The 23,821-nt window shown below is 74.6% G+C and carries 19 protein-coding genes and 1 pseudogene; 6 read left to right on the forward strand and 14 right to left on the reverse strand.

Annotated elements, in window-relative coordinates; all coding sequences use genetic code 11:
• A pseudogene (locus ACFQ11_RS29240) lies at positions 1-1,120 on the reverse strand (hypothetical protein); the annotation flags it as partial.
• A gap of 116 nt (positions 1,121-1,236) precedes the next feature.
• On the opposite strand from ACFQ11_RS29240, the gene ACFQ11_RS29245 reads away from it, so the two are divergent.
• Positions 1,237-2,520 (forward strand): tyrosine-type recombinase/integrase, encoded by a 1,284-nt coding sequence (locus ACFQ11_RS29245; protein ID WP_378304430.1) that lies wholly within the window; start codon positions 1,237-1,239, stop codon positions 2,518-2,520.
• A 206-nt stretch (positions 2,521-2,726) separates the two neighbouring features.
• On the opposite strand, the gene ACFQ11_RS29250 is transcribed toward ACFQ11_RS29245, so the two are convergent.
• The gene (locus ACFQ11_RS29250; protein WP_378304432.1) at positions 2,727-3,431 is read right to left on the reverse strand and encodes a TetR/AcrR family transcriptional regulator; all 705 of its coding nucleotides are present in this window, start codon (positions 3,429-3,431) and stop codon (positions 2,727-2,729) included.
• Between the two features lie 107 nt (positions 3,432-3,538).
• Here ACFQ11_RS29250 and ACFQ11_RS29255 point away from each other — a divergent pair, with 107 nt between their 5' ends.
• Together ACFQ11_RS29255 and ACFQ11_RS29260 are read left to right on the forward strand one after the other, a co-directional pair.
• A complete protein-coding gene (locus ACFQ11_RS29255) occupies positions 3,539-4,273 on the forward strand; it encodes an SDR family oxidoreductase (RefSeq protein WP_378304434.1) in 735 nt (244 codons plus the stop codon).
• A 128-nt stretch (positions 4,274-4,401) separates the two neighbouring features.
• Entirely contained in the window at positions 4,402-4,608 is a 207-nt protein-coding gene (locus ACFQ11_RS29260; RefSeq protein WP_378304436.1) for a tautomerase family protein, read from the forward strand.
• A 212-nt stretch (positions 4,609-4,820) separates the two neighbouring features.
• Here ACFQ11_RS29260 and ACFQ11_RS29265 read toward each other — a convergent pair whose 3' ends face one another.
• A complete protein-coding gene (locus tag ACFQ11_RS29265) occupies positions 4,821-6,467 on the reverse strand; it encodes an MFS transporter (RefSeq protein WP_378304438.1) in 1,647 nt (548 codons plus the stop codon).
• Between the two features lie 335 nt (positions 6,468-6,802).
• On the opposite strand from ACFQ11_RS29265, the gene ACFQ11_RS29270 reads away from it, so the two are divergent.
• The 3 genes from ACFQ11_RS29270 to ACFQ11_RS29280 all read left to right on the forward strand — a co-directional run bounded on the left by ACFQ11_RS29270 (position 6,803) and on the right by ACFQ11_RS29280 (position 10,502).
• Positions 6,803-7,453, forward strand: a complete 651-nt coding sequence (locus ACFQ11_RS29270) for a TetR/AcrR family transcriptional regulator (protein ID WP_378304440.1) — start codon at positions 6,803-6,805, stop codon at positions 7,451-7,453.
• An 81-nt stretch (positions 7,454-7,534) separates the two neighbouring features.
• On the forward strand, positions 7,535-8,725 hold the full coding sequence (locus tag ACFQ11_RS29275) for a cytochrome P450 family protein (RefSeq protein WP_378304442.1): 1,191 nt from the start codon (positions 7,535-7,537) through the stop codon (positions 8,723-8,725).
• Between the two features lie 43 nt (positions 8,726-8,768).
• On the forward strand, positions 8,769-10,502 hold the full coding sequence (locus ACFQ11_RS29280; RefSeq protein ID WP_378304444.1) for a (2,3-dihydroxybenzoyl)adenylate synthase: 1,734 nt from the start codon (positions 8,769-8,771) through the stop codon (positions 10,500-10,502).
• Here the strand turns inward: ACFQ11_RS29280 and ACFQ11_RS29285 are convergent.
• From ACFQ11_RS29285 to ACFQ11_RS29335, 11 genes are all read right to left on the reverse strand, one after another.
• Positions 10,480-10,815, reverse strand: coding sequence for a YciI family protein (locus ACFQ11_RS29285; protein ID WP_378304474.1), 336 nt, complete (start codon positions 10,813-10,815; stop codon positions 10,480-10,482). The two genes, ACFQ11_RS29280 and ACFQ11_RS29285, sit on opposite strands and share 23 nt — an antisense overlap.
• A 119-nt stretch (positions 10,816-10,934) precedes the next feature.
• On the reverse strand, positions 10,935-12,473 hold the full coding sequence (locus ACFQ11_RS29290; protein ID WP_378304476.1) for an acyl-CoA carboxylase subunit beta: 1,539 nt from the start codon (positions 12,471-12,473) through the stop codon (positions 10,935-10,937).
• A gap of 143 nt (positions 12,474-12,616) precedes the next feature.
• Complete coding sequence (locus tag ACFQ11_RS29295) at positions 12,617-13,681, reverse strand: NAD-dependent epimerase/dehydratase family protein (protein ID WP_378304446.1); 1,065 nt, start codon at positions 13,679-13,681, stop codon at positions 12,617-12,619.
• A 152-nt stretch (positions 13,682-13,833) separates the two neighbouring features.
• Positions 13,834-15,087, reverse strand: a complete 1,254-nt coding sequence (locus tag ACFQ11_RS29300) for an RNA polymerase sigma factor (RefSeq protein ID WP_378304448.1) — start codon at positions 15,085-15,087, stop codon at positions 13,834-13,836.
• Between the two features lie 72 nt (positions 15,088-15,159).
• Positions 15,160-16,053: a prephenate dehydrogenase gene (locus ACFQ11_RS29305; protein WP_378304450.1), complete on the reverse strand. Its 894-nt coding sequence runs from the start codon at positions 16,051-16,053 to the stop codon at positions 15,160-15,162.
• A 9-nt stretch (positions 16,054-16,062) separates the two neighbouring features.
• Positions 16,063-16,866, reverse strand: coding sequence for a TIGR03084 family metal-binding protein (locus ACFQ11_RS29310; protein WP_378304452.1), 804 nt, complete (start codon positions 16,864-16,866; stop codon positions 16,063-16,065).
• Between the two features lie 215 nt (positions 16,867-17,081).
• Positions 17,082-19,169: an MMPL family transporter gene (locus ACFQ11_RS29315; RefSeq protein ID WP_378304454.1), complete on the reverse strand. Its 2,088-nt coding sequence runs from the start codon at positions 19,167-19,169 to the stop codon at positions 17,082-17,084.
• Between the two features lie 113 nt (positions 19,170-19,282).
• Entirely contained in the window at positions 19,283-20,074 is a 792-nt protein-coding gene (locus ACFQ11_RS29320; RefSeq protein WP_378304456.1) for an alpha/beta fold hydrolase, read from the reverse strand.
• Positions 20,075-20,221: 147 nt separating this feature from the next.
• Entirely contained in the window at positions 20,222-21,001 is a 780-nt protein-coding gene (locus ACFQ11_RS29325) for a class I SAM-dependent methyltransferase (protein ID WP_378304458.1), read from the reverse strand.
• Positions 21,002-21,054: 53 nt separating this feature from the next.
• Positions 21,055-22,182, reverse strand: coding sequence for a 4-hydroxyphenylpyruvate dioxygenase (gene hppD, locus ACFQ11_RS29330; protein ID WP_378304460.1), 1,128 nt, complete (start codon positions 22,180-22,182; stop codon positions 21,055-21,057).
• A gap of 96 nt (positions 22,183-22,278) precedes the next feature.
• Positions 22,279-23,817, reverse strand: coding sequence for a 4-hydroxyphenylacetate 3-hydroxylase family protein (locus ACFQ11_RS29335; protein WP_378304462.1), 1,539 nt, complete (start codon positions 23,815-23,817; stop codon positions 22,279-22,281).
• Between the last annotated feature and the right edge of the window lie 4 nt (positions 23,818-23,821).

Here is a 23,821-nt window from a genome sequence, read left to right on the forward strand (position 1 = left end):
GGTCGGCTCGGGCGGCGGTGCGCTCGGCGCGGTCGGCGGCCCGGTCGACTGGCGCGTCGGCGCGTTCGGCGCGCGCCTGCAGCTCGACGGCTCGTCCGCGGGCCTCGGCCGCGTCGGCGGCCGCGGCCTGCCGCGCACGGTCGGCCTCGGCCAGCCGCTCGCGAACCTCGTCGAGGTCCCGGCGGGCCTCGGCAAGGTCGTCCTGAGCGCGGTCGGCACGCCGGGACGCGTCGGCGTGGTGTCGCCTCTCGTTCTCCAGGTCGGCACGGGCCCGATCGCGTTCGGACGTGACGGCCGTCAGCGCGTCGGCGAGTCGCCGCAGCTCGGCCTGGGCCTCACGCAACCGCGCCGCGGTGTCTTCGTGGACATGACGGGCCTCGGCGGCCGCCTGCTCGGCGACCTGCCGCAGGTGTTGTTCGGCGGCGGCTTGTTCCTCCGCGGTCTGGCGGGCCTGCGCGGCGCGTCCGGCCTCCTCCCAGGCGTGTTCGGCGTCCCGTCGGGCTTCGCGGGCGCGCCGGTCGGCCTGCCGCACCTTCTCGTCCCGGTCGGCGGCCGCGGCACGGGCCTCGTTCAGCGCCTGCTCGGCGCGCTCGTCCGCAAGCCGTGCTCGGACATCGGCCTCATCGGCGGCGCGGTGGGCTTCGCGCGCCTCCGCGCGAGCGTTCTCCGCGTCCGCGAGGGCGTCGGCGACGGCACCGTCCAGCAGCCGCGTCAAGGAGCCGGACCGTTCACTGAGCGCCGCGACCAGGGGCTCCAGTAGCGCCCTCTCCTCCCGCAGAGTCCGCAACGGCGCATCGCTCTCGGCGTCCCGGCGGCGCAACCGCCGGTTGTGGGCGTTGCGGTGCTCGGTGCTGCAGAACCGGGCGTCACGACGCGCGCCCCGCGCGATGGGACGGCCGCAGTAACCGCAGGGGCGCCGCCCGGCCGCCCGGGTCTCCTCGGCGCGGGCGGCGACGGCGTCGGCGGACAGGTCGTCGCCGGGCACCGGGCCATCGGCGAGGTCGGCGGCCCGGGCACCGACCCCGCTCTCGTCCCCTGACTGTGCGGGGACGGTGGCGTCACGCGCCTCGCCGCCGTCGGCTTCGCCTGCCTCGATGGTGTCGTCGCTCTCTGGCCTCATAGGGCGCCATGTTATCGATCCGATCTTTTGGGTATCCACTTCCGATTCGATCGGATCGCTAGTTCAGGTTCTTTCGGTGTCTCACAGAATCCTAATTCTGTGAGATCATGATGATCATGAGCCCGGACGCCCCACGCCGCCGCGCCCACGCGCTCGCCTCGACCACCGGACGCGAGGAGCCGGACGAGGGGGAGGAGCGGCGGGTCCTCACGCCGACCGCGCTGCTTCGTGCCGGTGCACCTGTGCGGGGGACGGGCCCCGCACCGGACCGAAGCGGCGACGCCCCGCCCACGGACGGCCCGGTCGTCGACGCCGCCGAGACGGGACCTTCCTCCTGGACGGCGCCGGAGGCCACGGGGGCGCCGGCTCCGCTGGTCGTATCGGTGGGGGAGATTCCGGGGTTGTCGCCACGGCGGCGCCGCGGGGACGGGGGAGAGGTGCCCGGCGCCGACGTCGACCTCGTCAACCGGCTGCCGCGCACCGGCCCGGACGCGAGCTGGCCGACGGTGGCCGCGTGGCTGCGCGCGGGCCGGACCGCCACGACCCGCCGCAGCCGGCTCGCCGACACGGCGGCCTTCGTCCGCTGGCTCGAGCCGACCGCGCCCGGCGCCGGGCTGTGGCGGGTCACCGAGGACATGCTGGCCGCCTACGCGGACGAGCTGGGCACCGCCACCGGCGCGGCGGCGCGGCTCAACCGCGGCGGGCGGCCGCTGGCCCCGGCCACCGTCGCGCGCCGGCTCTCACACCTGTCGTCGCTGTACCGCTACGCGGCCCGGCGCCACGTCATCGCGCACAACCCCACCGAGCACCTCGAGCGGCCGGAGGTGTCCAGGGACGGCGCGACGCCCGCCCTCACGCGTGCGGAGGCGAGCGCACTGCTGGACGGGGCGCGCGCCATCGCCGCCCGGTACCCCGCCGACGCCGCGGCCGTCGCGCTGCTGGCCGGCATCGGCCTGCGCGCCGCCGAACTGGAGAACCTCACCGCCGACCGTATCGGCACCGAGTCGGGGCACACCGTCGTCCGCTTCCGCGTGAAGGGCGGCAAGACCGTCCGTGTCCCCCTGGCGCCCGAGGTCCGCGTGCTGCTCGAGCCGCTGCTGGAGGCCCGTGGCGGCGGCCCGCTGCTCCTCCGGGAGGACGGGCGGACGTTCGACCGATGGCGGCAGACCACCGCCCTGCGCCGCGCCGCCCGTGCCGCCGGCATCGACGTCGCCCGCCTCACCCCGCACGTCCTGCGCGCCACGGCCGCCACCCTCCTGCTGGACGCCGGCGCGCCGGTCGAGCAGGTCCAGCAGCTCCTCGGGCACGCCTCGCCCGTCACCACCCAGCGCTACGACCGCGGCACGGCCAGGCTCGCCGGGCACGCCGCCTACCGGCTCACCGCGCTTCTCAACGACTGACCCGTCCGCGGCGGCCCGCGCCTCCCGTACCCGGGAAGCCGCGACGAGCCCCGACGTAGTTGCGCGCCGCCGCCCTCACGGCGCGTATTCGGCCCTTCTCCCGAGCGCGGCGGGCGCGGGCAGGGCGGCGGAGGAAGCCCGTGGTGGGCGCGGGGCGGGCTTCGGGGTCACCGGCACCCGCCCGGCATCGTCCTGGAGGGCAGCCCTCATCGTGGGGCGGGTCGCGCGATGCGTTCGAGCCATCGCCGCAGGAGGGCGGTCTCGGCCGACTCCAGGGCCTCGGTCCCGGCCAGATCGAGCTGCGCGTGCAGGCGCAGCGCGGCGGTGGACAGCGGGTCGGCGTCGTCCCGAGCGGTCGCGGTGGTCAGCACGTGCGAGAACACGGCGTCCCGCATGCGGTGGGAGAGCGCCGGGTCCTCGAACAGGGCCGGCCGGGCGATGTGGTCCAGAGCGGTCCCGATGTTCGCCGCCAGGATCAGCCGGGCGGCGGTTCGCGGCTCCAGCTTCAGCGCGCCCGCCGCCGCGCACCGTGTGAGCGCGGCCACCAGCAGGTCCGTCACGCGCTCTCGCGCCGTCGAGTGCGACCACGGCCGCGGAGTGAACATCAGCTGGTAGAGGGCCGGGTTCGCCTGGGCGAACGCCATGTGGCCGTCCCAGCCGGCGTGCAGGTCGGCGACCGGGTCGCCGGTCCGCTCCTGCGCGGCCTTGAGCGCGGTGTACCGCTCGTACCCGTGGTCGGCGACGGCGTCGAGCAGCCCGCGCTTGTCACCGAACAGCCGGTAGAGCACGGGCTGGCTCACGCCGACGGCCTCGCAGACCGCGCGCGTCGCGATCTCGTGGTCCGAGGACGACGCCAGTTGCCGCTCCGCGGCCTCGATCATCGCCGCGCGCAGCGGGTCCGTCTCTGCCATGCGATCGATGATACCGCCATTCGCTAACGATGCTACGAGAGCATGCTACCGTGGCTCGTAGCGTCGATACTCTCGCTTCGTATCGGCGATATGGAGGGAGTTTCTTCATGAGTGATCAGCGTGTGGCCGTCGTCAGCGGCGGCTCCCGCGGGATCGGCAGGGCGGTCGCGGCGGCGCTGGCGGCACGCGGCTTCGCGGTCGCGGTGGGGTTCCGGGGGGCGGCCACCGCCGCGGCGCGGGCGGTGGAGGAGATCACGGCGTCCGGAGGGCGGGCGATCCCGGTCCGGGCCGATGTGGCCGATGAGGTCGCCGTCGCGGAGATGTTCGACGCCGCCGAGACGTCCTTCGGCGGGGTCGATGTGGTCGTCAACTCGGCGGGACGGCTGGCGCTGTCCCCGATCGCCGACCTCGATCTGGACGAGCTGGACGCCCTGCACCGCACCAACATCCGCGGCGCGTTCGTGATGGCCCGGGAGGCCGCGCGCCGCCTGCGCGACGGGGGCGCGCTCGTCAACCTGTCCACCTCCGTGGTCGGCCTGCAGCTCCCCGCCTACGGGGCGTACGCCGCGAGCAAGGGCGCCGTCGAGGCGATGACGCTGGTGCTCGCCCGCGAGCTGCGCGGACGCGACATCACGGTCAACGCCGTCGCGCCCGGCCCGACCGCCACCGAACTGTTCCTGGACGGCAAGGACGAGGCGACGGTCCGGCGGCTCGCCGAGCAGCCGCCGCTGGAGCGGCTCGGCACCCCCGAGGACATCGCCGAGGTCGTCTGCTTCCTGGCGAGCCCGGCCGGGCACTGGGTCAACGGGCAGGTCGTGCGCGCGAACGGCGGCATCGTCTGACGGCCTCCGCGCGGCGGGTCGTCGTTGCCGACCGGGTCCGCGCCGCGTTCCACCGGCGCGCGGGCGTCGAGGACCCGCCGTCCTCGGCCGCCTCGCTGTGAATCACCACCACGAGAAAGGACGTCATCATGCCGTTCGCCAACCTCAAGGTCCCGGCCGGCACCTTGACCCCCGAGTCCAAGAAGAAGCTGATCGACGCCGTCACCGACGCCTACGCCGACGTGTACGGCGAGCGCGCCAGGGCGACGACCCTGGTCCTCGTCGACGAGGTCCCCGACGGCGGCTGGGGGCTCGGCGGCGGCGTCCTCACCGCCGAGATGCTCGGCCGCAGCTGACCCGCCTCCCGCGCCGGGCCGGGGCGACCCCGGTCCGGCGCGGCCTTCGTCCTCGCACGGTCGGCCCGAAGGTGTCGGCGGGTGGGCGGCCACAATGCCCGTGACCTTTACAAAGTACGCTTTTTACCTATATTTCGGGACAGAACAGACCGGTCCGCGCGACCCGAGCCATGCAGACGGCGCGCCTCGCCCCGGTCACCGCCGGCGCGGCCTCAGCGGGCCGGGGCGCGGGCGCCGAGTTCGTCGCGGGTGATGTCCTCGAGCCGGCGGCGGCGGGTCTCGACGGCGACGACGATCGCCGCGGCGGTGGCGGCGGCCATCGGCACCGCGCCGATCGCGGCCGTCGCCCGCAGGGACGGCGCGGCGACGGCCGCGACGACCAGCGCGAGGACGAGCACGCCGCCCGCCTTGGTCATCCCGGCGGCCAGGCCGCTGCCGCGCGAGCGGATGCGGGTGGGGTACACCTCGGCCGCGTAGGCCGACAGCACCGCGATCACCGAGCTGGAGCCCCAGATGGGTATCACCAGCAGCGCGTTGAGGACGGCCCTGTTGTCGGCGACCGAGTCGCCCAGGATCGTGAACACCGCCAGGGACGCGGTGACCAGGCCGCTCAGCCCGATGAGCGTCCAGCGGCTCGAGCGGTGGTACAGGTAGGCCACCGCCAGGTTCAGGGGGAAGCCGATCAGCGCGGAGTCCCGCAGCACCCGGTCCGCGCTCACGCCGTCGTAGCCGAGCTGCCTGAGGTTGCTCGGCAGCCACATCTGGAAGCCGTACACCATGAGGCCGATGCCGATCCCGAGCAGCGTGAGCACGGCGGTCAGGCCGAGGAACGGCGGCCGCAGCAGCTGCGAGTACCGGTCGCCCAGGGACTCCTCGGCCGCCAGCTCCGACCGTTCGATGCGGACGATCTCGGCCTGGTAGCGGGTCAGGACGCGGCGGGCCTCGTCCTCCTTGCCGACGGACAGCAGGTAGCGGGGGGACTCGGGCACCCAGCGCGCGAGGAAGACGAACAGCACTCCCGTCGGGAGCCCGATGAGCCAGAGGATCCGCCAGCTGTAGGTCGGCGTGAGGGTCTCGGAGGCCCAGCTCGTCAGGACGTAGGCGCCCGCGATGTCGCCGCCGATGAACACCATCAGCCAGCCCCGGTGGCGGGCCGGGATGGTCTCCGACAGCAGGGTGAACGCGACCGGGAGCATCCCGCCCGCGCTCAGCCCCATGATGAAGCACATCACCACGTTCCATCCGAAGCTGGGCATCGCGCCGCAGATGGACGTGCCGATGAACAGGATCCCGGCCAGCAGCATCGCGGCCCGGCGGCCCATCCGGTCCCCCAGCCAGCCCCAGATCAGCGAGCCCAGCACGGTGCCGGTGATGCCGCTGAGCGGCAGCCACGCGACCGGGACGCCGCCGTCCGGCCGGCCGGGCGCGCGCAGGTGGTACTCCTCCGCGACGCCCGGCGCCACGAACGCCAGCGTGGTCGGCTTCATCACGTCGATGGTGACCGCGACCGCCAGCACGAGCAGCAGCCCGACATGGGTCTTGCTGATGCGGGCGTCGTCGATCGCGCGGACCTTCAGCCGGGCGGCGCCCTCGCGGTCGGCGCGCCGCGGCACCAGGCCCCAGCCGGCCAGCGCGCTTCCGAAGACGATGAGCCCCATCCCCCAGAGCATCGCCGCGTCCATCTTCATTCCCGCCATGTGGTAATGCATTTCGGCGGATTCGATGTACATGGGGAGGTGCAGAATCACCCCCACCGTCACCAGGACGACACCGGTCCAGAAGGCGAGGGGACGGCGGCGGCCGTCGGGTCGGTCGAACTCGCGGTCCGGAATTTCGCCAGAAGTGCGGGTTCCGCTCATGACGCGGAAGATAACAACGTTATGTGATCTAGAAGAAGTGCCGGACGGGACTTTCGGCCGCATCGAGCACGATCAAATAAATCGGCCGGGGCGGGCCGGGGAAGTTCTGTCCACATCGAATGAGCCCTCGCGGCGGGCCCCGCGCCGCCCGCCGGCGGGGGCGCGAATTCCGGGCGCGGCCGGGGAGCATTCTCGAAGCGGAGGACCGCCGGGGCGGTTCGCTACCCTCGCCCTGACGATCAGCTTCTTCGGCCGCCGCGCGCGGTAGGGGAGGTCAAGGTGGAGCACGTTCCGGCGGGGAGCCGCCGATGAGTCCACGCCGATCCGATCCGGGCATGCGGTCCGTGCTGGTCGAGATCGCCGCACGGCTGATGCACGAGGAGGGCCCCCGGGCGCTGACGGCCCGGCGGGTCGCCAGGGAGGCCGGTTGCTCCACGATGCTGGTCTACACCCATTTCGGCGGGATGAGCGGCCTGGTGCGCGAGATCGTCCATGTGGGCTTCGCGCGGCTGGAGGCGTACTTCGCGCGCGTGACCGACTCCGCGGACCCGGTCGCCGACATGGCGCTGCTCGGGCGCGCCTACCGGCAGAACGCGATCGTCAACTTCCACCTGTACGGCGTGATGTTCGGGGCGAGCTCGCTGCCGGTGTTCTCGCTGTCGGAGTCCGACCGGCAGTACGGCCGGTACACGCTCGTCAACGTGGTGCACTGCGCCAAGCGCTGCATCACCGCGGCGAGGTTCGACTGGGACGACCCCGAGCTCGTCGCGCACCACATGTGGATCACCGTGCACGGGCTGGTGAGCCTCGAGCTCGGCGGCTACCTCGTCGACGCCTACGACGCCGACCGGTGCTTCGAGGCGCAGCTCACGGCGCTGATGGTCAGCGTGGGGGACGACGCGCGGGCCGCGGGCGCGTCGGTGCGCGCCTCCCGGGAACGGTTCGAGGCCGAGTTCGGGCCGGTGCGCAGGGCCGTCCGGTCGTAGCGGTTCTCGGAGAATGCCGGACGCCCGGAAGCGCACGCGCGAAGATGTCCGGCCGGGCCCGGCGCCGCGATGATCGCTCCCATGACCGAAGTCCTCCCCAGCGCCGGGTTCCTGCTGGCCGGCGCCGCCGAGCGGCACGCCGGGTACGCCGGGCTGCGGGGCAACGGGCCGGTGCAGCCGGTCGTGCTCCGCTCGGGCGATACCGGCTGGCTGGTCACCGGCTTCGAGGCGGCCCGCCAGGCGCTGACGGACCCGCGCCTGGAGCCGCGCACCGCCACGGTGGGCAACCGCCGGAACATGCCCGAGGATCTGCGCCTGGGCATGAACAGCCACATGCTGAACGTGGGGCCGCCCGATCACACGCGGCTGCGCCGGCTCGTGTCGGCCGCGTTCACCCGCCGGCGCATGGAGCGGATGCGCCCGCGCGTCGAGAGCCTCACCGCCGAGCTGCTGGACGCGCTGGAGGACGCGGCGGAGGCCGACCTGATCGGGGCGCTGGCGCTGCCGCTGCCGATCCGCGTGCTGATCGAGCTGTTCGGGATCCCGGAGGAGGACGCGGCGGACTTCCACGGGTGGACCGAGGTGCTGACCGCCGGCGCGCTCCCCCTGGACCGGCTGGACGAGGCGGCCACGCAGATGCTCGGCTACATCCGGTCGCTGCTGGAGCGCAAGCGCCGCGCCCCGCAGGCCGACCTCCTGTCCGCCCTGGTCGCGGTGCACGACGGGGAGGACCGGCTGACGGCGCACGAGCTGACCTCGATGGTCTTCCTGCTGCTGACCGCCGGCCACGAGACGACGGTGAACCTGATCGGCAACGGGCTGCTGGCGCTGCTGAGCGACCCGGAGCGGCTCGCCGCGGTGCGGGCCGATCCCGGGCTGCTTCCGGGGACGGTCGAGGAGACGCTGCGCTACGAGAGCCCGGTGCAGATCGCGTTGCGGTACAGCACCGAGCCGGTGGAGCTCGGCGGCGTCGCGATCCCGGAGGGCGCGACCGTCCTGGTGTCGCTGCTGGCCGCCAACCGCGATCCGGAGCGGTTCGCGCGGCCCGACGAGATGATCCCGTCCCGGACCGACAATCCGCAGCTCGGGTTCGGTTACGGCGTCCATCACTGCATCGGCGCCCCGCTGGCCAGGATCGAGGGGACGACGGCGATCGGCGCGGTGCTGGAGCGGTTCCCCGGCCTGCGCCTGGCGGCGCCGCCCGAGTCGCTGACGTGGCGTTCCAGCGTCATCATGCACGGCCTGGACGCGCTGCCGGTGCGGCTGCGATGACCGGGACGGACGGCACGGCCTTCGACCGCACCGGGAGGTCCGCATGACCGCGAGCGAGGCGCGTCCCGCCATGGCGGGGACGGTCCCCTGGCCCGACGACGTGGCGCGCCGCTACGTCGCCGCCGGGTTGTGGACGGGCGAGGCCGTCGGAACCCGGCTGCGCGCCGCCGCCGACGCCGGGACGGGCGAGACCGCGCTCGTGGACGGGGCGGTGCGGCTGTCCCACGGGGAACTGTGGGCGCGCGCGGACGGCGCCGCCGAGCGGCTGGCGCGGCTGGGGCTGCGCCCCGGCGACCGGATCCTGCTGCAGCTCCCGAACCGGTGGGAGTTCGTGGTCCTGCTGCTGGCGTGCCTCCGGCTCGGCGTCCCGCCGGTGATGGCGCTGCCGCCGCACCGGGGGCGCGAGCTGGCGCACCTGGCCGCGCGTTCGGGCGCCCGGGCGATCGCCGTCCCCGACGCGCTGGACGGCCACGACCACCAGGAGACGGCCCACCGGCTCGGCCTCGAGCACGTGCTGGTGGCCGGACGCGGGATCCGGCCGGGCGGGCACGACCTGGCGGCGCTCTGCAGGCCGGCCGGGGACCCGGAGGCGGCGCGCCGCCGGCTGGACGCCTCCGCGCCGGACGGGCGCGCGGTCGCGGTGTTCCTCCTCTCGGGCGGGACGACCGGGCTGCCGAAGCTGATCCCGCGCACCCACGACGACTGGCTGTGCGGCATGCGGCACGGCGTCGAGGTCTGCCGGTTCGACGAGGGGACCGTCTACCTCGCCGTCCTGCCGGCGGCGCACAACTACACCCTGGCCGGGCCGGGGCTGCTCGGCGCGCTGCTGGCCGGAGGCCGCGCGGTGCTGGCCTCCTCGCCCGATCCCGCCCGTGCCCTGCCGCTGATCGAGCGGGAGGGGGTCACGGTCACGTCCGTCGTGCCCGCCGTCGCGCAGCGGTGGATCGAGTACCGGCGGGCCCGCCCGGGCGGCGGCCCGACGTCGCTGCGGACGCTGCAGGTGGGCGGCGCCCGCTTGTCCGAGCACGTGGCGCGGCAGGTCCGGCCGGTGCTCGGATGCGCCGTCCAGCAGGGGTACGGGATGGCCGAGGGGCTGATCTGCTTCACCCGGCCGGACGACCCGGAGGACGTCGCCTGCACCACCCAGGGCCGTCCCATCTGCCCGGCCGACGAGCTGCTCGTCGTCGACGAGCGCGGACGGCCCGTGCCGCCCGGGGAGCCCGGCGTCCTGCTGACCCGCGGCCCGTACACGCTGCGCGGCTACTACCGCGCGGAGGAGCACAACGCCCGCGCGTTCACGCCGGACGGCTGGTACCGGACCGGTGACGTCGTCCGGCGCCGGCCCGACGGGAACCTGGTCGTCGAGGGCCGGGAGAAGGACATGATCAACCGGGCGGGCGAGAAGATCTCCGCCGAGGAGGTCGAGGACCTGGCGCGCCTGGCGGACGGGGTGCGCGAGGCCGCGGCGGTCGCGATGCCCGACCCCGTCCTCGGGGAGCGGGTGTGCCTGTACGTCGTCCCCGAGGCGGGGGCGGCGCCTTCGCTGCGGGACGTCGTCGCCGCCATGGAGCGGGCCGAGGCGGCGCGCCTCGCGTTCCCGGAACGCCTCGTCCTGGTCGGCGCCCTGCCCGTCACCGACATCGGGAAGGTCGACAAGGCGGCGCTGCGCGCGGACATCGCCCGGCGGATCGCCGGGGAGCCCGGCCGGCAGGCCCCCGACGACCGGGGGGACGACCGGGGGGACGGCCGCGGGGTCAGGGCTCCCAGACCGGCCTGACCTCGACCTGGCCGACCTTCGCCCACGGGTGCTCGGCCGCGGCCCGCAGGGCCTCGTCGAGGTCCGGGCACTCGATCAGGCTGAACCCGCCGATCTGGTCCCGCGTCTCGGCGAACGGGCCGTCCGACAGCAGCACCTGCTCGTCGCGGACGCGCAGCGTGGTGGCGTCCGCCGCCGGGCGCAGCCCCGCGCCGCCCCGCAGGTAGCCGCGCCGGAGCATCGTCTCCGTCCAGTCGTCGCAGCCCTCCATGGCCGCGGTCTGGACCTCCTCGGGGCTCATCCCCGTGCCGGCGTCGCTGCAGAACATCAGCATGTACTTCACTGGACCGCTCCTCCCGGTACGACGTCGCCGCCGACATTACGACGAACGGGGACGCGCCGTGAGGACGCGGCCCGCCCGGAGGATCGTGAGCGCCGCCGGCCCGGCCGGTGTCACATCGGGACGTTGCCGTGCTTGCGCGCGGGCGGCGCGACGCCCTTGTCGCGGAGCATCGCCAGGCCGCGCGCCACCTCGGCCCGGGTCTGCGCGGGGTCGATCACGGCGTCGACGAGGCCCTGCTCGGCGGCGTAGTACGGGTGCATCAGCCGTTCGCGGTACTCGGTGACGAGCCGGCTGCGCAGCGGCGCGGGCTCCTCGGCGGCGGCCAGTTCCCTGCGGTGGACGACGTTGACGGCGGCCTCGGCGCCCATCACCGCGATCTCGTTGGTCGGCCAGGCGAGCGACAGGTCGGTGCCGATGGAGCGGGAGTCCATCACGATGTAGGCGCCGCCGTACGCCTTCCTCAGGATGACCTGGACACGGGGGACGGTCGCCTCGCAGTAGGCGTACAGCAGCTTCGCCCCGTGCCGGATGACGCCGCTGTGCTCCTGGTCGGTGCCGGGCAGGAATCCGGGCACGTCCACGAGCGTCACCAGGGGGATGCCGAAGGCGTCGCAGAACCGGACGAACCGTGCGGCCTTCTGTGCCGCCGCCGCGTCGAGGACCCCGGCGAGCACCAGCGGCTGGTTGGCGACGACGCCGACGACCTCCCCGTCGATGCGCGCCAGCGCGCAGATCACGTTGGCGGCCCAGTCCTCGTGCAGCTCCAGGAAGTCGGGGTCGTCGACGATCTCGGCGATGACCTTCCGCATGTCGTAGGGCCGGTTCGGCTCCGCCGGGACCAGGTCGGCCAGCCGCGGCCGCACGCTGGCGGCGGCGCCGCAGGGCGCGGCGGAGGGCGGGCGCTCCAGGTAGTTGGACGGCAGGAGCGACACCAGGTAGCGGACGTCGGCGAGGCAGCTCTCCTCGTCGTCGTGGACGAACGTGGCGACGCCCGTCCGGGTGCCGTGCACCTGCGCGCCGCCCAGTTCGGCGTGGGTCACGCGCTCACCGCTCACCGCCTCGATGACGTCGGGCCCGGTCAGGTACATCTGGGCGGTCTCGGCGACCATGAAGGTGAAGTCGGTGAGCGCCGGCGAGTAGGCCGCTCCCCCGGCGCACGGCCCGAGGACGACGCTGATCTGCGGGATGACGCCGGAGGCGCGGACGTTGCGGTGGAAGATGCCGCCGTATCCGTCGAGCGCCATGGCGCCCTCCTGGATCCGGGCCCCGCCGCTGTCGTTGAGCGCGATCAGCGGGGCCCCGTTCCGCACCGCCAGGTCCATCACCTTGTGGATCTTCGCGGCGTGGGCGGCGCCCAGCGAGCCGCCGAAGACGGTGAAGTCCTGGGCGTAGACGAAGACGCGGCGGCCGTCGATCGTCCCGGAGCCGGTGACGACCCCGTCGGTCGGGGGCCGGTCGTCGGCCTGCGGCCCGCGCGCCTGGTGCCGCCGGAACATGTCCAGTTCCAGGAAGGAGTCCTCGTCCAGGAGCAGGTCGAGGCGTTCGCGCGCCGTCCGCTTGCCCTTGCGGTGCTGGCGCTCGACGGCGGCGGGCCGTCCCGCGACGATCTCGTCCCGGAAGCGCTCGAGGCGCTCCCGCAGCGCGCCCATGCCGGGCGGGGGCGCGCCGGTCTCCGGCGGGGGCGGTGCCGCCCGCGGCCCGGGCGGGACGGCGACCCGCCCGTTGCCCGGGCGGCCGCGCGAGGGGCCGGGCCTGGGGACCGGGACGGGGACGAAATCGCGCTCGAACGTGGTCAACGGTTCCCCTTTCCGGCCGCGGCGTGCTCGGAGGCCGGTGCCGAACGGGCCAGGCGTCCCGCCTGGCGTGCGGTGAGCAGCCCCGCGGAGCGCAGCCAGCGCACGGCGTCGGCGACGGTCTCCTTCACCGGGCGCGGCTCGAACCCGCCGGTGCCGGCGTCGTCGGCCACCCTGGTCGCGCACGCGCAGGTGTAGATGGCGCCGTACTCCGCCGGCAGATGCCACGGGCAGGCGCGCTGGACGAGGTCGGTGGCGAGCCCGGCGGGCAGCATGGCGCGGGCGGGCAGGAACACCGCGGGCAGGGCGCGGCCGGTGACGGCGCGGACGGCCGCGACGTACTGCCGGGTGCTCAGGTAGCGGGAGGGCCCGAACACGCGGCCGGGCGCGTCCCCGCCGTGGTCGAGCAGGGCGGCGTGCAGCATCGCGGTGTCGCGGACGTCCCCCAGGGGGAACCCGCCGGACGGCCAGAGGGGCATCCGCCCGCGCAGCAGCGCGCGGAGCCTCGCGCTCTGGTCTCCGAGGCGCGGGTCGTGGGGGCCGAGCAGGGCGGGCGGGTAGGTGATCACCACGGGCGCCCCGCGGTCCTGCCAGTCCCGCGCGATCCGTTCGGCGTCGGCCTTGCTCCGCATGTAGGTCTCGCGGGGCGTTCCGACCGGCGAGTCCGCGCGGAGCGGTTCCCGGCGGGAGGGGAACAGCGCCGCGACGGTCGACACGTGGACGATCCTCTCCACGCCCTCCCGCGCCGCCGCCTCCAGGACGACCGCGGTGCCGGGGGCGTTGGTGCGCCGGACGCGGGCCCTGTCCCGGCTGTCGAACGAATAGACCGACGCCGCGTGCAGCACCGCCCCGGCGCCCCGCACCGCCCGGGCGACGTCGGCGGCGGCGGTCACGTCCCCGCGGACGATCTCGGCGGCGGACCGGTCCACTCCCAGCGGCGCCAGCGCCCGGGCGACGCGCGCCTCGTCCCGCACGAGCAGGCGGACGCGATGTCCTTTCCGCACGATCTCCGCGATCGAATGCGCGCCGACGAATCCGGTTCCGCCGGTGACCGTCACGAGCATGGGGGGCCTTTCCTCCGTCGCGATCCGGGCCGCGGCAGCGCCGCCGCCCCGATCGCCAGAATGCCGCCCCCCGATCGGAAAAAGCTTCTCCGCGAATGCGAAGGGAACGCGAAAGGCCTTGAATTCGTGGACCTACGCGAATAACGCCGTTATCATTCGATCTCGGCCAGGCGCCGCTCGAGAAAACGGCGTTCGGCCGCGGTGGCGGCCAGGGCGAGCGCCTCCTTGTAGGCGTCCGCGGCCTCGCCGCCCCGGCCGAGCCGGCGCAGCAGGTCGGCGCGGGTGGCGGGCAGCAGGTGGTACCCCGGCAGGTCGCCCCGCTCCTCGATGCGGCGCACGATGGCCAGGCCCGCGGCGGGCCCCTCCGCCATGCCGACCGCCACCGCGCGGTTGAGCTCCACCACCGGGGACGGCGTGACCTCCGCCAGCCGCCCGTACAGGTCCGCGATCCGCCTCCAGTCGGTGCCGGCCGCGTCGGCGGCGGTGGCGTGACACGCGGCGATGGCCGCCTGGAGCTGGTACGGCCCCGGAGGGCCCGCCCGCCGCGCGGCCGCCAGCAGCTCGAGCCCTTCCGCGATCTTCCGGGCGTCCCAGCGGCCGCGGTCCTGATCCTCCAGGACGACGAGGTCGCCGGCCTCGTCGACCCGGGTGGCGCGCCGGGCGTCGTGCAGGAGCATCAGCGCGAGGAGCCCGTAGACCTCCGGCCGCCCCGGCATCAGCCGGGCGAGCACGCGGGCCAGCCGGATGGCCTCCGCGCACAGCTCGCGGCGGATCAGCGCCTCGCCGGAGGTGGCCGAGTAGCCTTCGGTGAAGAGCATGTACAGCACGTTCAGCACGGCGGACGTGCGCTCGGGGAGCATGTCCGCCGGCGGCACCCGGTAGGGGATGCCGGCGTTGCGGATCTTCTGCTTGGCCCGGACGAGCCGCTTGGCCATCGTCTGCTCCGGGACCAGGAAGGCCCGCGCGATCTCCTCCGTGGTCAGCCCCGCCAGGGTGCGCAGCGCGAGCGCGACCCTGGCCTCCAGCGGCAGCGCCGGATGGCAGCAGGTGAACATCAGGCGCAGCCGGTCGTCCCAGACGCCGCTGACGGACGCCTCCGCGGCGGCGGTGCCGCCGTCCGCGTCCTCCCCGGGCGTCATCGCGGCCAGCTCGCGGAGCTTGGCCGCCCCCGTGGCCTCGCGGCGGAGCCGGTCGGTGGCGCGGTTGCGCGCCGTCGTGGTGAGCCAGGCGCCGGGACGGTCGGGCACCCCGTCGCGCGGCCAGCGTTCCACGGCCCGGGCGAAGGCCTCCTGGGCGCACTCCTCGGCGAGGTCCCAGTCGCCCGTGAGCCCGATCAGGGTGGCGACCACCTGCCCCCACTCGTCGCGGAAGGCCCTGCCGATCGCGGACTCGACCTCACCCAACACCGATGCTCGACCTCATGGTTCCTCCGGACACGGGGCCCGCGCCGACACAGCATCGTAGTCACGACGCCGTGGTCACCGCGTGGGCCCGGTCCGGGGCGGAACCGCCCGGCCGGAGGGGACCTTCACGATCCGTGCGCGCCCCTGGGCGCCCCTGGCGAGCAGGTCGAGGAGCCGGTCGCCGCCGGGGTCGTCCTCGCGGAGCGCCGCGGCGACCTCCGCCAGGTCGCGCACGACCGCGTCCAGGACGGCGCTCACCTCGCCCGCGTTCCGCCGCAGGATGTCGTGCCACAGGGCGGGCGCGCCCGCCGCGATCCGCGTCATGTCCCGCAGTCCCCGGCCCGCCAGCGCCAGCAGCTCGGGGTCGGAGGCGTCGTCGGCGTCCGCGAACCGGGCGGCGAGCGCGGACGACAGCAGATGCGGGACGTGCGAGACCGCGGCCGCCGTCCGGTCGTGGTCCGCGGACGCGACCAGGACCGGGTCGGCGCCGCACAGGGCCGCCAGCCCCACCGCCGCGTTCAGGGGGCCGGGGGCGAGCCGCGGGTGGGGGCACAGCGCCCAGGGCCGCCCGCGGAACAGGTCCGCTGCGGCCCCCGCGGGACCGGACAGTTCCCGGCCCGCCATGGGGTGGCCGGGAACGTAGGCGGCCAGGTCGCAGCCCGCGCGGGCGGCGTCGGCGAGCAGCGGCGCCTTGACGCCCGCCACATCGGTGTAGGCGGCGCCCAGGCCGCGCCGCTGCGCCTCCCGCAGGACGCCGGCGACGGCGGACGGCGGGGTCGCGATGACCACGACGTCGGCGCGGGGGGTGTCGGCCGCGAGCCGGCCGCCGGCCCCCATCCGCGCCGCGCCCGCCACGGCGTCCGGGTCCCTGTCGGCGAGGGCCACCCGGACGCCGGCGCGGCGCAGCGCCAGCGCGACGGACGTGCCGACGAGGCCGGTGCCGATCACGGTGACCCGGCGCGGGCTCACCGGGTTCATTCAGGTCCGCGCGGCGGCGAACTGTCCGCGCCTGCGCCCCTCGCCGGCCGGTCCCCGGTACGCCTGGGCGATGTCGAGCCACCGGTCGGCCTCGGCGCCGGCGGCGGTGACGTCGAGGTCGCCGCGGTGCCGGCGCCTGGTGACCAGCAGGCAGAAGTCCTCGGCGGAACCGCTGACCCGGTTGGCCGCGTCCTCGGGGCCGAACGCCCACAACTCCCCGGACGGCGCGGTGATCTCGAACCGGAACTCCTCGTCCGGAGGGGTCAGGTCCCGCGCCTGGTAGCCGAAGTCGCGCGTCAGGATCGCGAAGCCGACCAGGTGGACCAGGCGGTCGGTGCGCTCGAGGCGCACGCCGAGCGCGTCGGCGATGTCCTGCCCGTGGGCGAACGTCTCCATGATGCCCGCGCAGCCGAGAATGGCCGGGGGGAGCGGGTTGACCAGCCACGGCACCGTCCCGTCCTCCGGGACGGCGGCGAGCGCGGCGATGCCCGCGGCGGACTCGGCCCGCCAGCGTTCCAGCAGGTCGCGGGGGGCGTCCCGCGGATACTCCCGCAGCGCCGCCGAGACCGCGCCGTTGAAGTCGCCCTTCGCGCGCTCCACCAGCGCCTGGAACGCCGCGGCGTCCGAGGCCGCGGTCCCGGCGAGCCGGTAGATGAAGGCCAGGTGCGCCACCTGGTCGGCGATCGTCCAGCCCGGGGCGGGCGTGGGCAGCCGCCAGCGGGCGTCGTCCATCCCCGCGACCAGGCGGTCGATCTGCTCGCGCTCGGCGGTCAGGTCGGCGATGACTGTCTTCAAGTCCGTCACGGGCCCGGTCCTCTCCTCGGGGAACGGCGCACCGGTTCGGGCCGTGGGCGGGCCGGCGCCTCTCCCGTCGGCATGGGGGACGCCGCCGCGCGCGGCCCGGTCGGCCGCCGCCCTCCGGTGGCTCCAGATCAGCATGGCCCGCGGGGCGGCGCGGCGTCCTCCGCGAACGTGCGGACCCCCGGCGCGGGCGCGCCGGGGGTCCGCCGTCCGGGGGCTCAGTCGGCCACCGGCACCGGTTCCGCCTCCCTCGCGTCCTCGGCGGGCCGGGCGAGGCGCCCGGGCCACCACATCCACCGGCCGAGGTCCAGCGCCAGCGCCGACACCAGCACCGACCGCACGACGAAGGTGTCGAGCAGGACGCCGATGGCCACCGCCACCCCGATCTCCGCCATGAACACCAGGGGCAGCACGGCGAGCGCGCCGAACGTCCCGGCCACCACGACGCCCGCGGAGGTGATCACGCCGCCGGTCGCGGCGAGCGCCGCGAGAACGCCGGCGCGGGGGCCGCGCCGCTCGGTCTCCTCCCGCATCCGGGTGGCCAGGAAGATGTTGTAGTCGACGCCGAGCGCCACGATGAACACGAACGCCCAGAGCGGGAAGGACGGGTCGGTGGCGTCGAAGCCGAACACCGCGTCGAACACCAGGGCGCTGAGCCCGAGCGCGGCGGCGAACGCCAGCAGGACCGTGGCGACCAGGACGAGCGGGGCGACCACCGCCCGCAGGACCAGGCCCAGCAGGACGAGGATCCCCAGCAGGACCAGCGGGATCACCACCGCGCGGTCGCTCTCCGCGGCGCGCCGGACGTCGAGGTTGACCGCGTCGCCGCCGCCGACCATCGCCTCGGCGCCGGGGATCGCGTGCACCTCGGCGCGGAGCCGGTCGATCGTCCGGTACGCGTCCGGCGAGCCGGGCGGCGCGGCCAGCGTGGCCTCGACGTAGGCGTAGCCCTCCCGCACGACCGGGTCCCCGGCGCCGGCGACGCCGGGGACGCCCGAGACGGCCGAGCCCAGCTCGTCCGCCGCCGCCGCCCGGGCGACGACCTGCACCGGGCTGCCCGCGCCCGCCGCGAAGTGCCGGTCGTTGACCTCCTGGCCGACGACCGAGTCGGGTTCGTTGCGGAACGACCCGTCCCCGCTGAAACCGCCGGCGTTCAGGTTGAACAGGCCGGCCGCCATGGCCGCCAGCACCACCACGGCCGCCGCCCAGGTGAGCCGCGGCCGGGCCGCGATGCGCGCGCCGACGCGCGCCCACAGGCCGTCGCGCCGCGGCTCGCCGGCGCCCGGGACGGGCCGCACCGGCCAGAACAGCCAGCGCCCGCAGACCACCAGCAGGGCGGGGAGCAGCGTCGTCATGACGCCGAAGGTGACGACGACGCCCACGGCCGTCACCGGGCCGAGGCTCTGGGTGGAGTTGAGGTCGGCGGCGAGCAGGCACAGCATGGCCAGCACGACGGTCCCGGCGCTGGCCGCCACGGTCAGCACGCTCCGGCGCAGCGCGGCCGCCATGGCCCGGTGCCGGTCCCTCTCGCGCCGCAGCTCCTCCCGGTAGCGCGACACGATCAGCAGGGTGTAGTCGGTCCCGACTCCGAAGACCAGCACGGTGAGGATGAAGGAGCTGGAACCGGTGACCGTGAGGTCCATCCCTTGGACGAGCCCGTAGATGATCGCCTGCGCGACGTTCAGCGAGACGAAGGCGCCGAGCAGCGGCAGGATCCACAGCACCGGGCTCCGGTAGGTCAGCACCAGGATGACCAGCACGACCAGCACGGTGGCGGCGAGCAGCCTGCCGTCGAGCCCGGTGAGGCTCTTGCTGGAGTCGGCCTGGAACCCGGCCTGCCCCGCCACGTGCGCCCGCAGCCCCCCGCCGTCCGATTTCACGACGTCCCGCAGGTCGTCCACGATGGGGCCGAGCGCGATCCACCCCCGCTCGCCCACCTTGATCTGCACGATCGTCTGGAGCGCCTCCCCGTCCTCGGAGAGCCGCGGCCCGTCCGCGCGGACGACGCGGGCGTCCATCTCGCCGTCACGGGTCCGCTCCAGGCCGCCGATGCGGCGCGCGTCCGCGGCGGCCTTCTCCCGGTCGGCGGCGGTGATCGGCCCGTCCGGCCTGTGGTAGACGACCAGGGCGGGATAGGTGTCGGGCGGCAGGAACCGCTGGGTGACCTCCAAGGTCTGGGTGGACTCGGCGTCCCCGGGCAGCCACTGCGCCGCGTCGTTCTGCTGCGCGCTCGCGAGCTTGGCCGACAACGACCCGGTGCCCATGAACACCACGATCCAGAACACGACGACGAGCCACTTGCTCACGCGGCCGCACGGCAGGCGGGACAGTCTCTCCGCGGCGGGCATCGAACCTCCTGCGTCTCGTACCTCTCTGGGGGCGGCCGGCCCGCCGGCGGGCGGACCGGCCGGGAGCGTCCTCAGGCGGTGAAGAAGTCCACCAGCACGGGGGCGATGATCTCCGGGGAGACGTCGTGCGTCTGCCCCGCCAGCACGGTGCGCCGCCCGTCCGGCAGCAGGTCGGCGAGCCGCCGCGTGATCTCGGCCGTCCGTTCGGGGCTCGCCTCGCCGTAGATCGCCAGGGCGGGGACGGGGACCGAGGCGACCACGTCGGCGGGAATGGCGCCGCCGTCGGTGGCGCCGCCCATCACGTCGGTGTCGTAGGCGAGCGTGTGGGCCATGGCCTCCAGGGCCGGGAACATCGGGGCGTGGCGCATCCGCGTCGCCATCTCCGCGGGCATCCCCGTCCCGGTCATGAACTCGACGACCGCGTCGGCGCGGCGGCCCTCGGCCAGCAGGGACCGGAGGGCGGCGGCCCGCTTCCTGGCGTGCGCGCGCTCGACCTCGTCGTCCGGCACGAACGGGGGCTCGTACAGGGCCAGCCTGCCGATCGGGACGCCCGCCGCCGCGGCCCGCAGGGCGAGCGCGGCGCCCGACGACATGCCGAAGACCGCGGTCGTCCCGCCGATCTCGGAGACCAGCGCGGACAGATCCTCGATCTCGCGGTCCACGTGGTACGGCGCGGTGTCACCGCTGTCGCCGCGCCCCCGCCGGTCGTAGCGCACGACCGACAGGTGCGCGGACAGCGCCTCGGCGAGCGGCGCCGCCGAGTTCCGGTCGTTGAACGCGCCGCCCACCACGATGACGGGCGGGCCGTCGCCGGTCCGTTCGTAGGCGATGGGCGTGCCGTCGGCGGAGGTGACCCTCTGCATTCTCGTTCCCTTCGGCGGGTCGGAACCGTCTCTGTGCCCCACCGACGAACGGGAGGGGGCCGGCAGGACACCCGTGGACCACGGGTCCCGCCGGCCCCCGCCCCCGGCAACGCCCGCTCCCCCGCGGGCCCGGCTCCCCCGGAGCCGTCACTCACCCCATTTCAGGTAGACGATCGGCGCGTCCCTCCCGGCGACCGTGAGCTGCCGCAGCCGCACCGTGTCGATGCCGAGGACCTCGCGCAGCGCCGCCGTCTCGCCCGGCCACTTGGGATGCGTCATCTCGTCGAAGGCCAGGATGCTGCCCTTGGTGAGGTGCGGCCGGATGGCCCGCAGCGTGTCCCGGGTCGGCTCGTACAGGTCGAGGTCGAAGTAGGCCAGGGCGACGACGGTCTCGGGGTTGTCCTCCAGGTAGCGGGGCACGGTCTCCCGGACGTCCCCCTGGACGACGAAGGTCCGCTGGGTGTGCCCGAACGGGTCCCCCGCCTCGTGCGCGGCCAGCACCTCCCGCAGGTGCCCGACCTCGTCGGCCGGGACGGCGAACCGTCCCTCCACCGCGCTCGGGCTCGCCCGGTCCACGTCCGAGATGCCGGTCAGGCCCTGGAACGTGTCGAACCCGATGATGCGGCGCAGCGGGTTGTACGGCTCGTACACGCCGCGCAGGGCGGTGAGCACGGCCAGGTGCCGGCCGTGCAGCACCCCGAACTCCATGATCACGCCGGGCAGCTCGGGCAGCATCCGGTACAGCGCGTCCATCGACAGCAGGTCGGCGAGCTGGAACCGGCGCAGATAGACGGCCAGGTTGTCGATCAGGTACTCGGGCGGGATCGGCGTCTCGGTCAGCAGCTTGGTCAGCCGCGTCCGGACGTCGCGCTCCCGCTCCCCCTCGTGCGGCAGGACCCGCGGGTCACGGTGCTGGGCCTCGGTCATGTGCTTCCTCTCCGGCGCCGTTCCCGCAGCGCGCCGACGGGGCCGGCCGGCCGTCAGCCGGCCGGCCCGTTCTTCTGGGACTCCACGGCCTGGTACAGGGCCCGGATGTTGCCGGAACCGAACGAACGCGACCCCAGCCGCTCGATCAGTTCCGTGAAGAAGGTGCCCCGCGGATGCACCGAGCGGGTGAAGATCTGGAACAGCTGGCCGTCGTGGTCCTCGTCGACCAGGACGTTCAGTTCCCGCAGCGCCCCCGCCGGGTGCCGCGACACCGCCACCCGCCGCGGGAGCCGGTCGTAGTAGGAGCCGGGGGCCGGCAGGAACTCCACTCCCCGGGCCCCGATCGAGCGGACCGCCTCGACGATGTCGTCGGTGGCGAAGGCGAGGTGCTGGACGCCGGGGCCGTCGTGGTCCTTGAGGAAGTCGCCGACGTGGCCGGTGGGGCCCGACGCGTCCGGCTCGATCAGCGTGAGCGTCACCGCGCCCGACCGGCTCTGCACGACGGTCGTGCGCATCCCCTGGTCCCCGACCCCGATGAACTCGCTGAACGTCTCCTCGAAACCGAGCACCCGCCGGTAGAAGCCGGCCGTCGCGTCCAGCCGCCCCGGCTCCACGCAGACGGCGAGGTGGTCGACCCGCGTCAGGCGACCGCCCGCCGCGGCCCCCGGCCCGGCGACCGGGCCCGTCACCGGGCCTGTCACCGGGCCTGTCACCGGGCCTGTCACCGGGCCCAGGTCGGGCAGCGCGCGCTCGTCGACGCCCTCGCGCCGCTGGACGAAGGTGTGCACGACGTCCCCGAAACCGCCGATCGCGGCGGTCGTGATCCCCGCGTGCTCGGCGGGCTCGGCGACCGGCCGCGCCCCGCGCGCCACGGTCCGCCGGAACGCGTCGGCGGCGTCGGGGACGCCGAGCGCGATGTCGGCCACGCCGTCGCCGTGCCGGTGCAGGTACGCCGCGCCCGGGTGGTCGCCGTCCGGCGGCTCCGTGAGCACCAGCCGGATCCGGCCCGCGCCCAGCCCCAGTGACGTTCCGGCGTTCTTTCCCGCGGGCCGCCCGGCCGCGTGGACCTGGAATCCATAGCCGTCCACGAAATGCCGCGCCTTCGCCGGGAGGTCGTCAACGTAGAACCGGATATGGTCGAGCGAAAAATCCGTGTAGAACGACCTGTCTGCCGTGGCCATGAATCCCATCCCCGCTCAATGACCTGTCGTCATCTACCTTGCGGCGCGCGTATTCGCCGCGCATCTTCCGGGTTGCCGGGCGGGAAGCGCGCCCGGTCAGCCGCCGAGTCCATCGCGGAACTCCCGCAGCGCGTCGAACGCGTCCAGGTCGGGGACCTTCCAGCCGTCCAGGTCGTACTCGTTCATGCAGTCGTCGACGAAGCTCTTGTAGGACGCGATGTCCCCGTTGGAGAACTGGGAGGCCACCAGGTCGAGCCGCGTCGTCTCGTGGCTCCCGAAATGATTCATCTCGTACAGCTCGTGCCGTCCGCCGAACTCCGTGCCGACCGCGTCCCACAGCAGCTTCATGAGCTTGACCCGGGTGAGGGCGTCCGCGCCGCCCGACCCGCGCAGATACCGGTCGAGATAGCCGCGGATCCGCGGGTTCTTGAAGTCCTCGGCGCTGGAGTTGACATAGATCAGGCCGCTCGCCACGTCCCGCAGGACATGCTCCCTGATCTTGGGATACGCCTCCTGCATGAACCAGCGGTAGGCCAGGCCGTATTGCAGGTTCGGCAGCACGGCCCCGTTCTTCCACGGGGTGGGGTTGCGGGCGGCCGCGTCCGACAGGGCCCAGAACAGGTTCCGCCACGCGAGCACCTCGCCGACCCGGGTCTGGACGCCGCGGAAGTCCGCGGTGCCCGTGATCTCCAGGGCTTTGAGCAGCAGCCCGGCGATGAACTCCAGCTTGACCGCGAGCCGGACGCAGCCGTGGAAGGTGGCCCGCTCCAGGAAACCCGAGTGGCCGGTGAACATCTGGGACTTCCCCACGTCCCCGTAGATGAAGACGTTCTCCCAGGGGATGAGGACGTCGTCCAGGACGAGGATCGTGTCGTTCTCGTCCAGCCGCGACGACAGCGGATGATCGAACGGGCCGCCGTGCATCGCCGCCGCCGCGGTGTACGACGTGCGGCAGATCAGCTTGACTCCGGGCGCGGCCATCGGGACGGCGGCCACCAGCGCGAACTCCCGCCGTTTCACGGGCAGCCCGTAGTGGGCGATGAAGCCGTAGTGGGTCATCGCCGAACCGGTCGCGACCACCTTGGCGCCGTTGACCACGACGCCGGCGTCGGTCTCCCGCACCACGTGGACGAACACGTCGGACACCTCGTCCGGGGGCCGCCCCCGGTCGACCGGCGGATGCACGATCGCGTGGTTGAGGAAGAGCACCTTCTCCTGCGATTCGCGGTACCAGCGCCGGGCGTTCTCCTCGAACGGGTGGTAGAAGTCGGCGTTCGCGCCGAGCGTCCCGAGGAACGACGCCTTGTAGTCGGGGCTGCGCCCGAGCCACCCGTAGCTGAGCCGGGCCCACCGCGCGATCGCCCCCTGGGCGGCCACGAGGTCGTCGGCGGAGCGGGGCGTGGTGAAGAAGCGGTGGGTGTAGCCGCCGTCCCCGGTGTCGGTCGGCGCGGTGAGAACGCCGCGCTCGGCGGGGTCGTGCAGCGCGTCGTACAGCCGCGCGGTCATCGCGATGGGGTTGCGGAAGGCCGGATGCCGGGTGAGGTCGCCGACACGGTCGCCGTAGAGATAGATCTCCCGGCCGTCCCGCAGGCTCTCGACGTACTCGTCCCCGGTCAGCGGGCGGGTCTGCGTCATGCGT

It is taken from the genome of Actinomadura sediminis, from assembly GCF_042675525.1.
GTDB lineage: Bacteria > Actinomycetota > Actinomycetes > Streptosporangiales > Streptosporangiaceae > Spirillospora > Spirillospora sediminis.

Excerpts from the sequence above, each read along its gene's own strand:
- ACFQ11_RS29245 (WP_378304430.1), top strand. The coding sequence starts at position 1,237 with ATGAGCCCGGACGCCCCACGCCGCCGCGCCCACGCGCTCGCCTCGACC.
- ACFQ11_RS29250 (WP_378304432.1), bottom strand. The coding sequence starts at position 3,431 with ATGGCAGAGACGGACCCGCTGCGCGCGGCGATGATCGAGGCCGCGGAG.
- ACFQ11_RS29255 (WP_378304434.1), top strand. The coding sequence starts at position 3,539 with ATGAGTGATCAGCGTGTGGCCGTCGTCAGCGGCGGCTCCCGCGGGATC.
- ACFQ11_RS29260 (WP_378304436.1), top strand. The coding sequence starts at position 4,402 with ATGCCGTTCGCCAACCTCAAGGTCCCGGCCGGCACCTTGACCCCCGAG.
- ACFQ11_RS29265 (WP_378304438.1), bottom strand. The coding sequence starts at position 6,467 with ATGAGCGGAACCCGCACTTCTGGCGAAATTCCGGACCGCGAGTTCGAC.
- ACFQ11_RS29270 (WP_378304440.1), top strand. The coding sequence starts at position 6,803 with ATGCGGTCCGTGCTGGTCGAGATCGCCGCACGGCTGATGCACGAGGAG.
- ACFQ11_RS29275 (WP_378304442.1), top strand. The coding sequence starts at position 7,535 with ATGACCGAAGTCCTCCCCAGCGCCGGGTTCCTGCTGGCCGGCGCCGCC.
- ACFQ11_RS29280 (WP_378304444.1), top strand. The coding sequence starts at position 8,769 with ATGACCGCGAGCGAGGCGCGTCCCGCCATGGCGGGGACGGTCCCCTGG.
- ACFQ11_RS29285 (WP_378304474.1), bottom strand. The coding sequence starts at position 10,815 with ATGCTGATGTTCTGCAGCGACGCCGGCACGGGGATGAGCCCCGAGGAG.
- ACFQ11_RS29290 (WP_378304476.1), bottom strand. The coding sequence starts at position 12,473 with ATGGGCGCGCTGCGGGAGCGCCTCGAGCGCTTCCGGGACGAGATCGTC.
- ACFQ11_RS29295 (WP_378304446.1), bottom strand. The coding sequence starts at position 13,681 with ATGCTCGTGACGGTCACCGGCGGAACCGGATTCGTCGGCGCGCATTCG.
- ACFQ11_RS29320 (WP_378304456.1), bottom strand. The coding sequence starts at position 20,074 with ATGCAGAGGGTCACCTCCGCCGACGGCACGCCCATCGCCTACGAACGG.
- ACFQ11_RS29325 (WP_378304458.1), bottom strand. The coding sequence starts at position 21,001 with ATGACCGAGGCCCAGCACCGTGACCCGCGGGTCCTGCCGCACGAGGGG.
- hppD (WP_378304460.1), bottom strand. The coding sequence starts at position 22,182 with ATGGCCACGGCAGACAGGTCGTTCTACACGGATTTTTCGCTCGACCAT.
- ACFQ11_RS29335 (WP_378304462.1), bottom strand. The coding sequence starts at position 23,817 with ATGACGCAGACCCGCCCGCTGACCGGGGACGAGTACGTCGAGAGCCTG.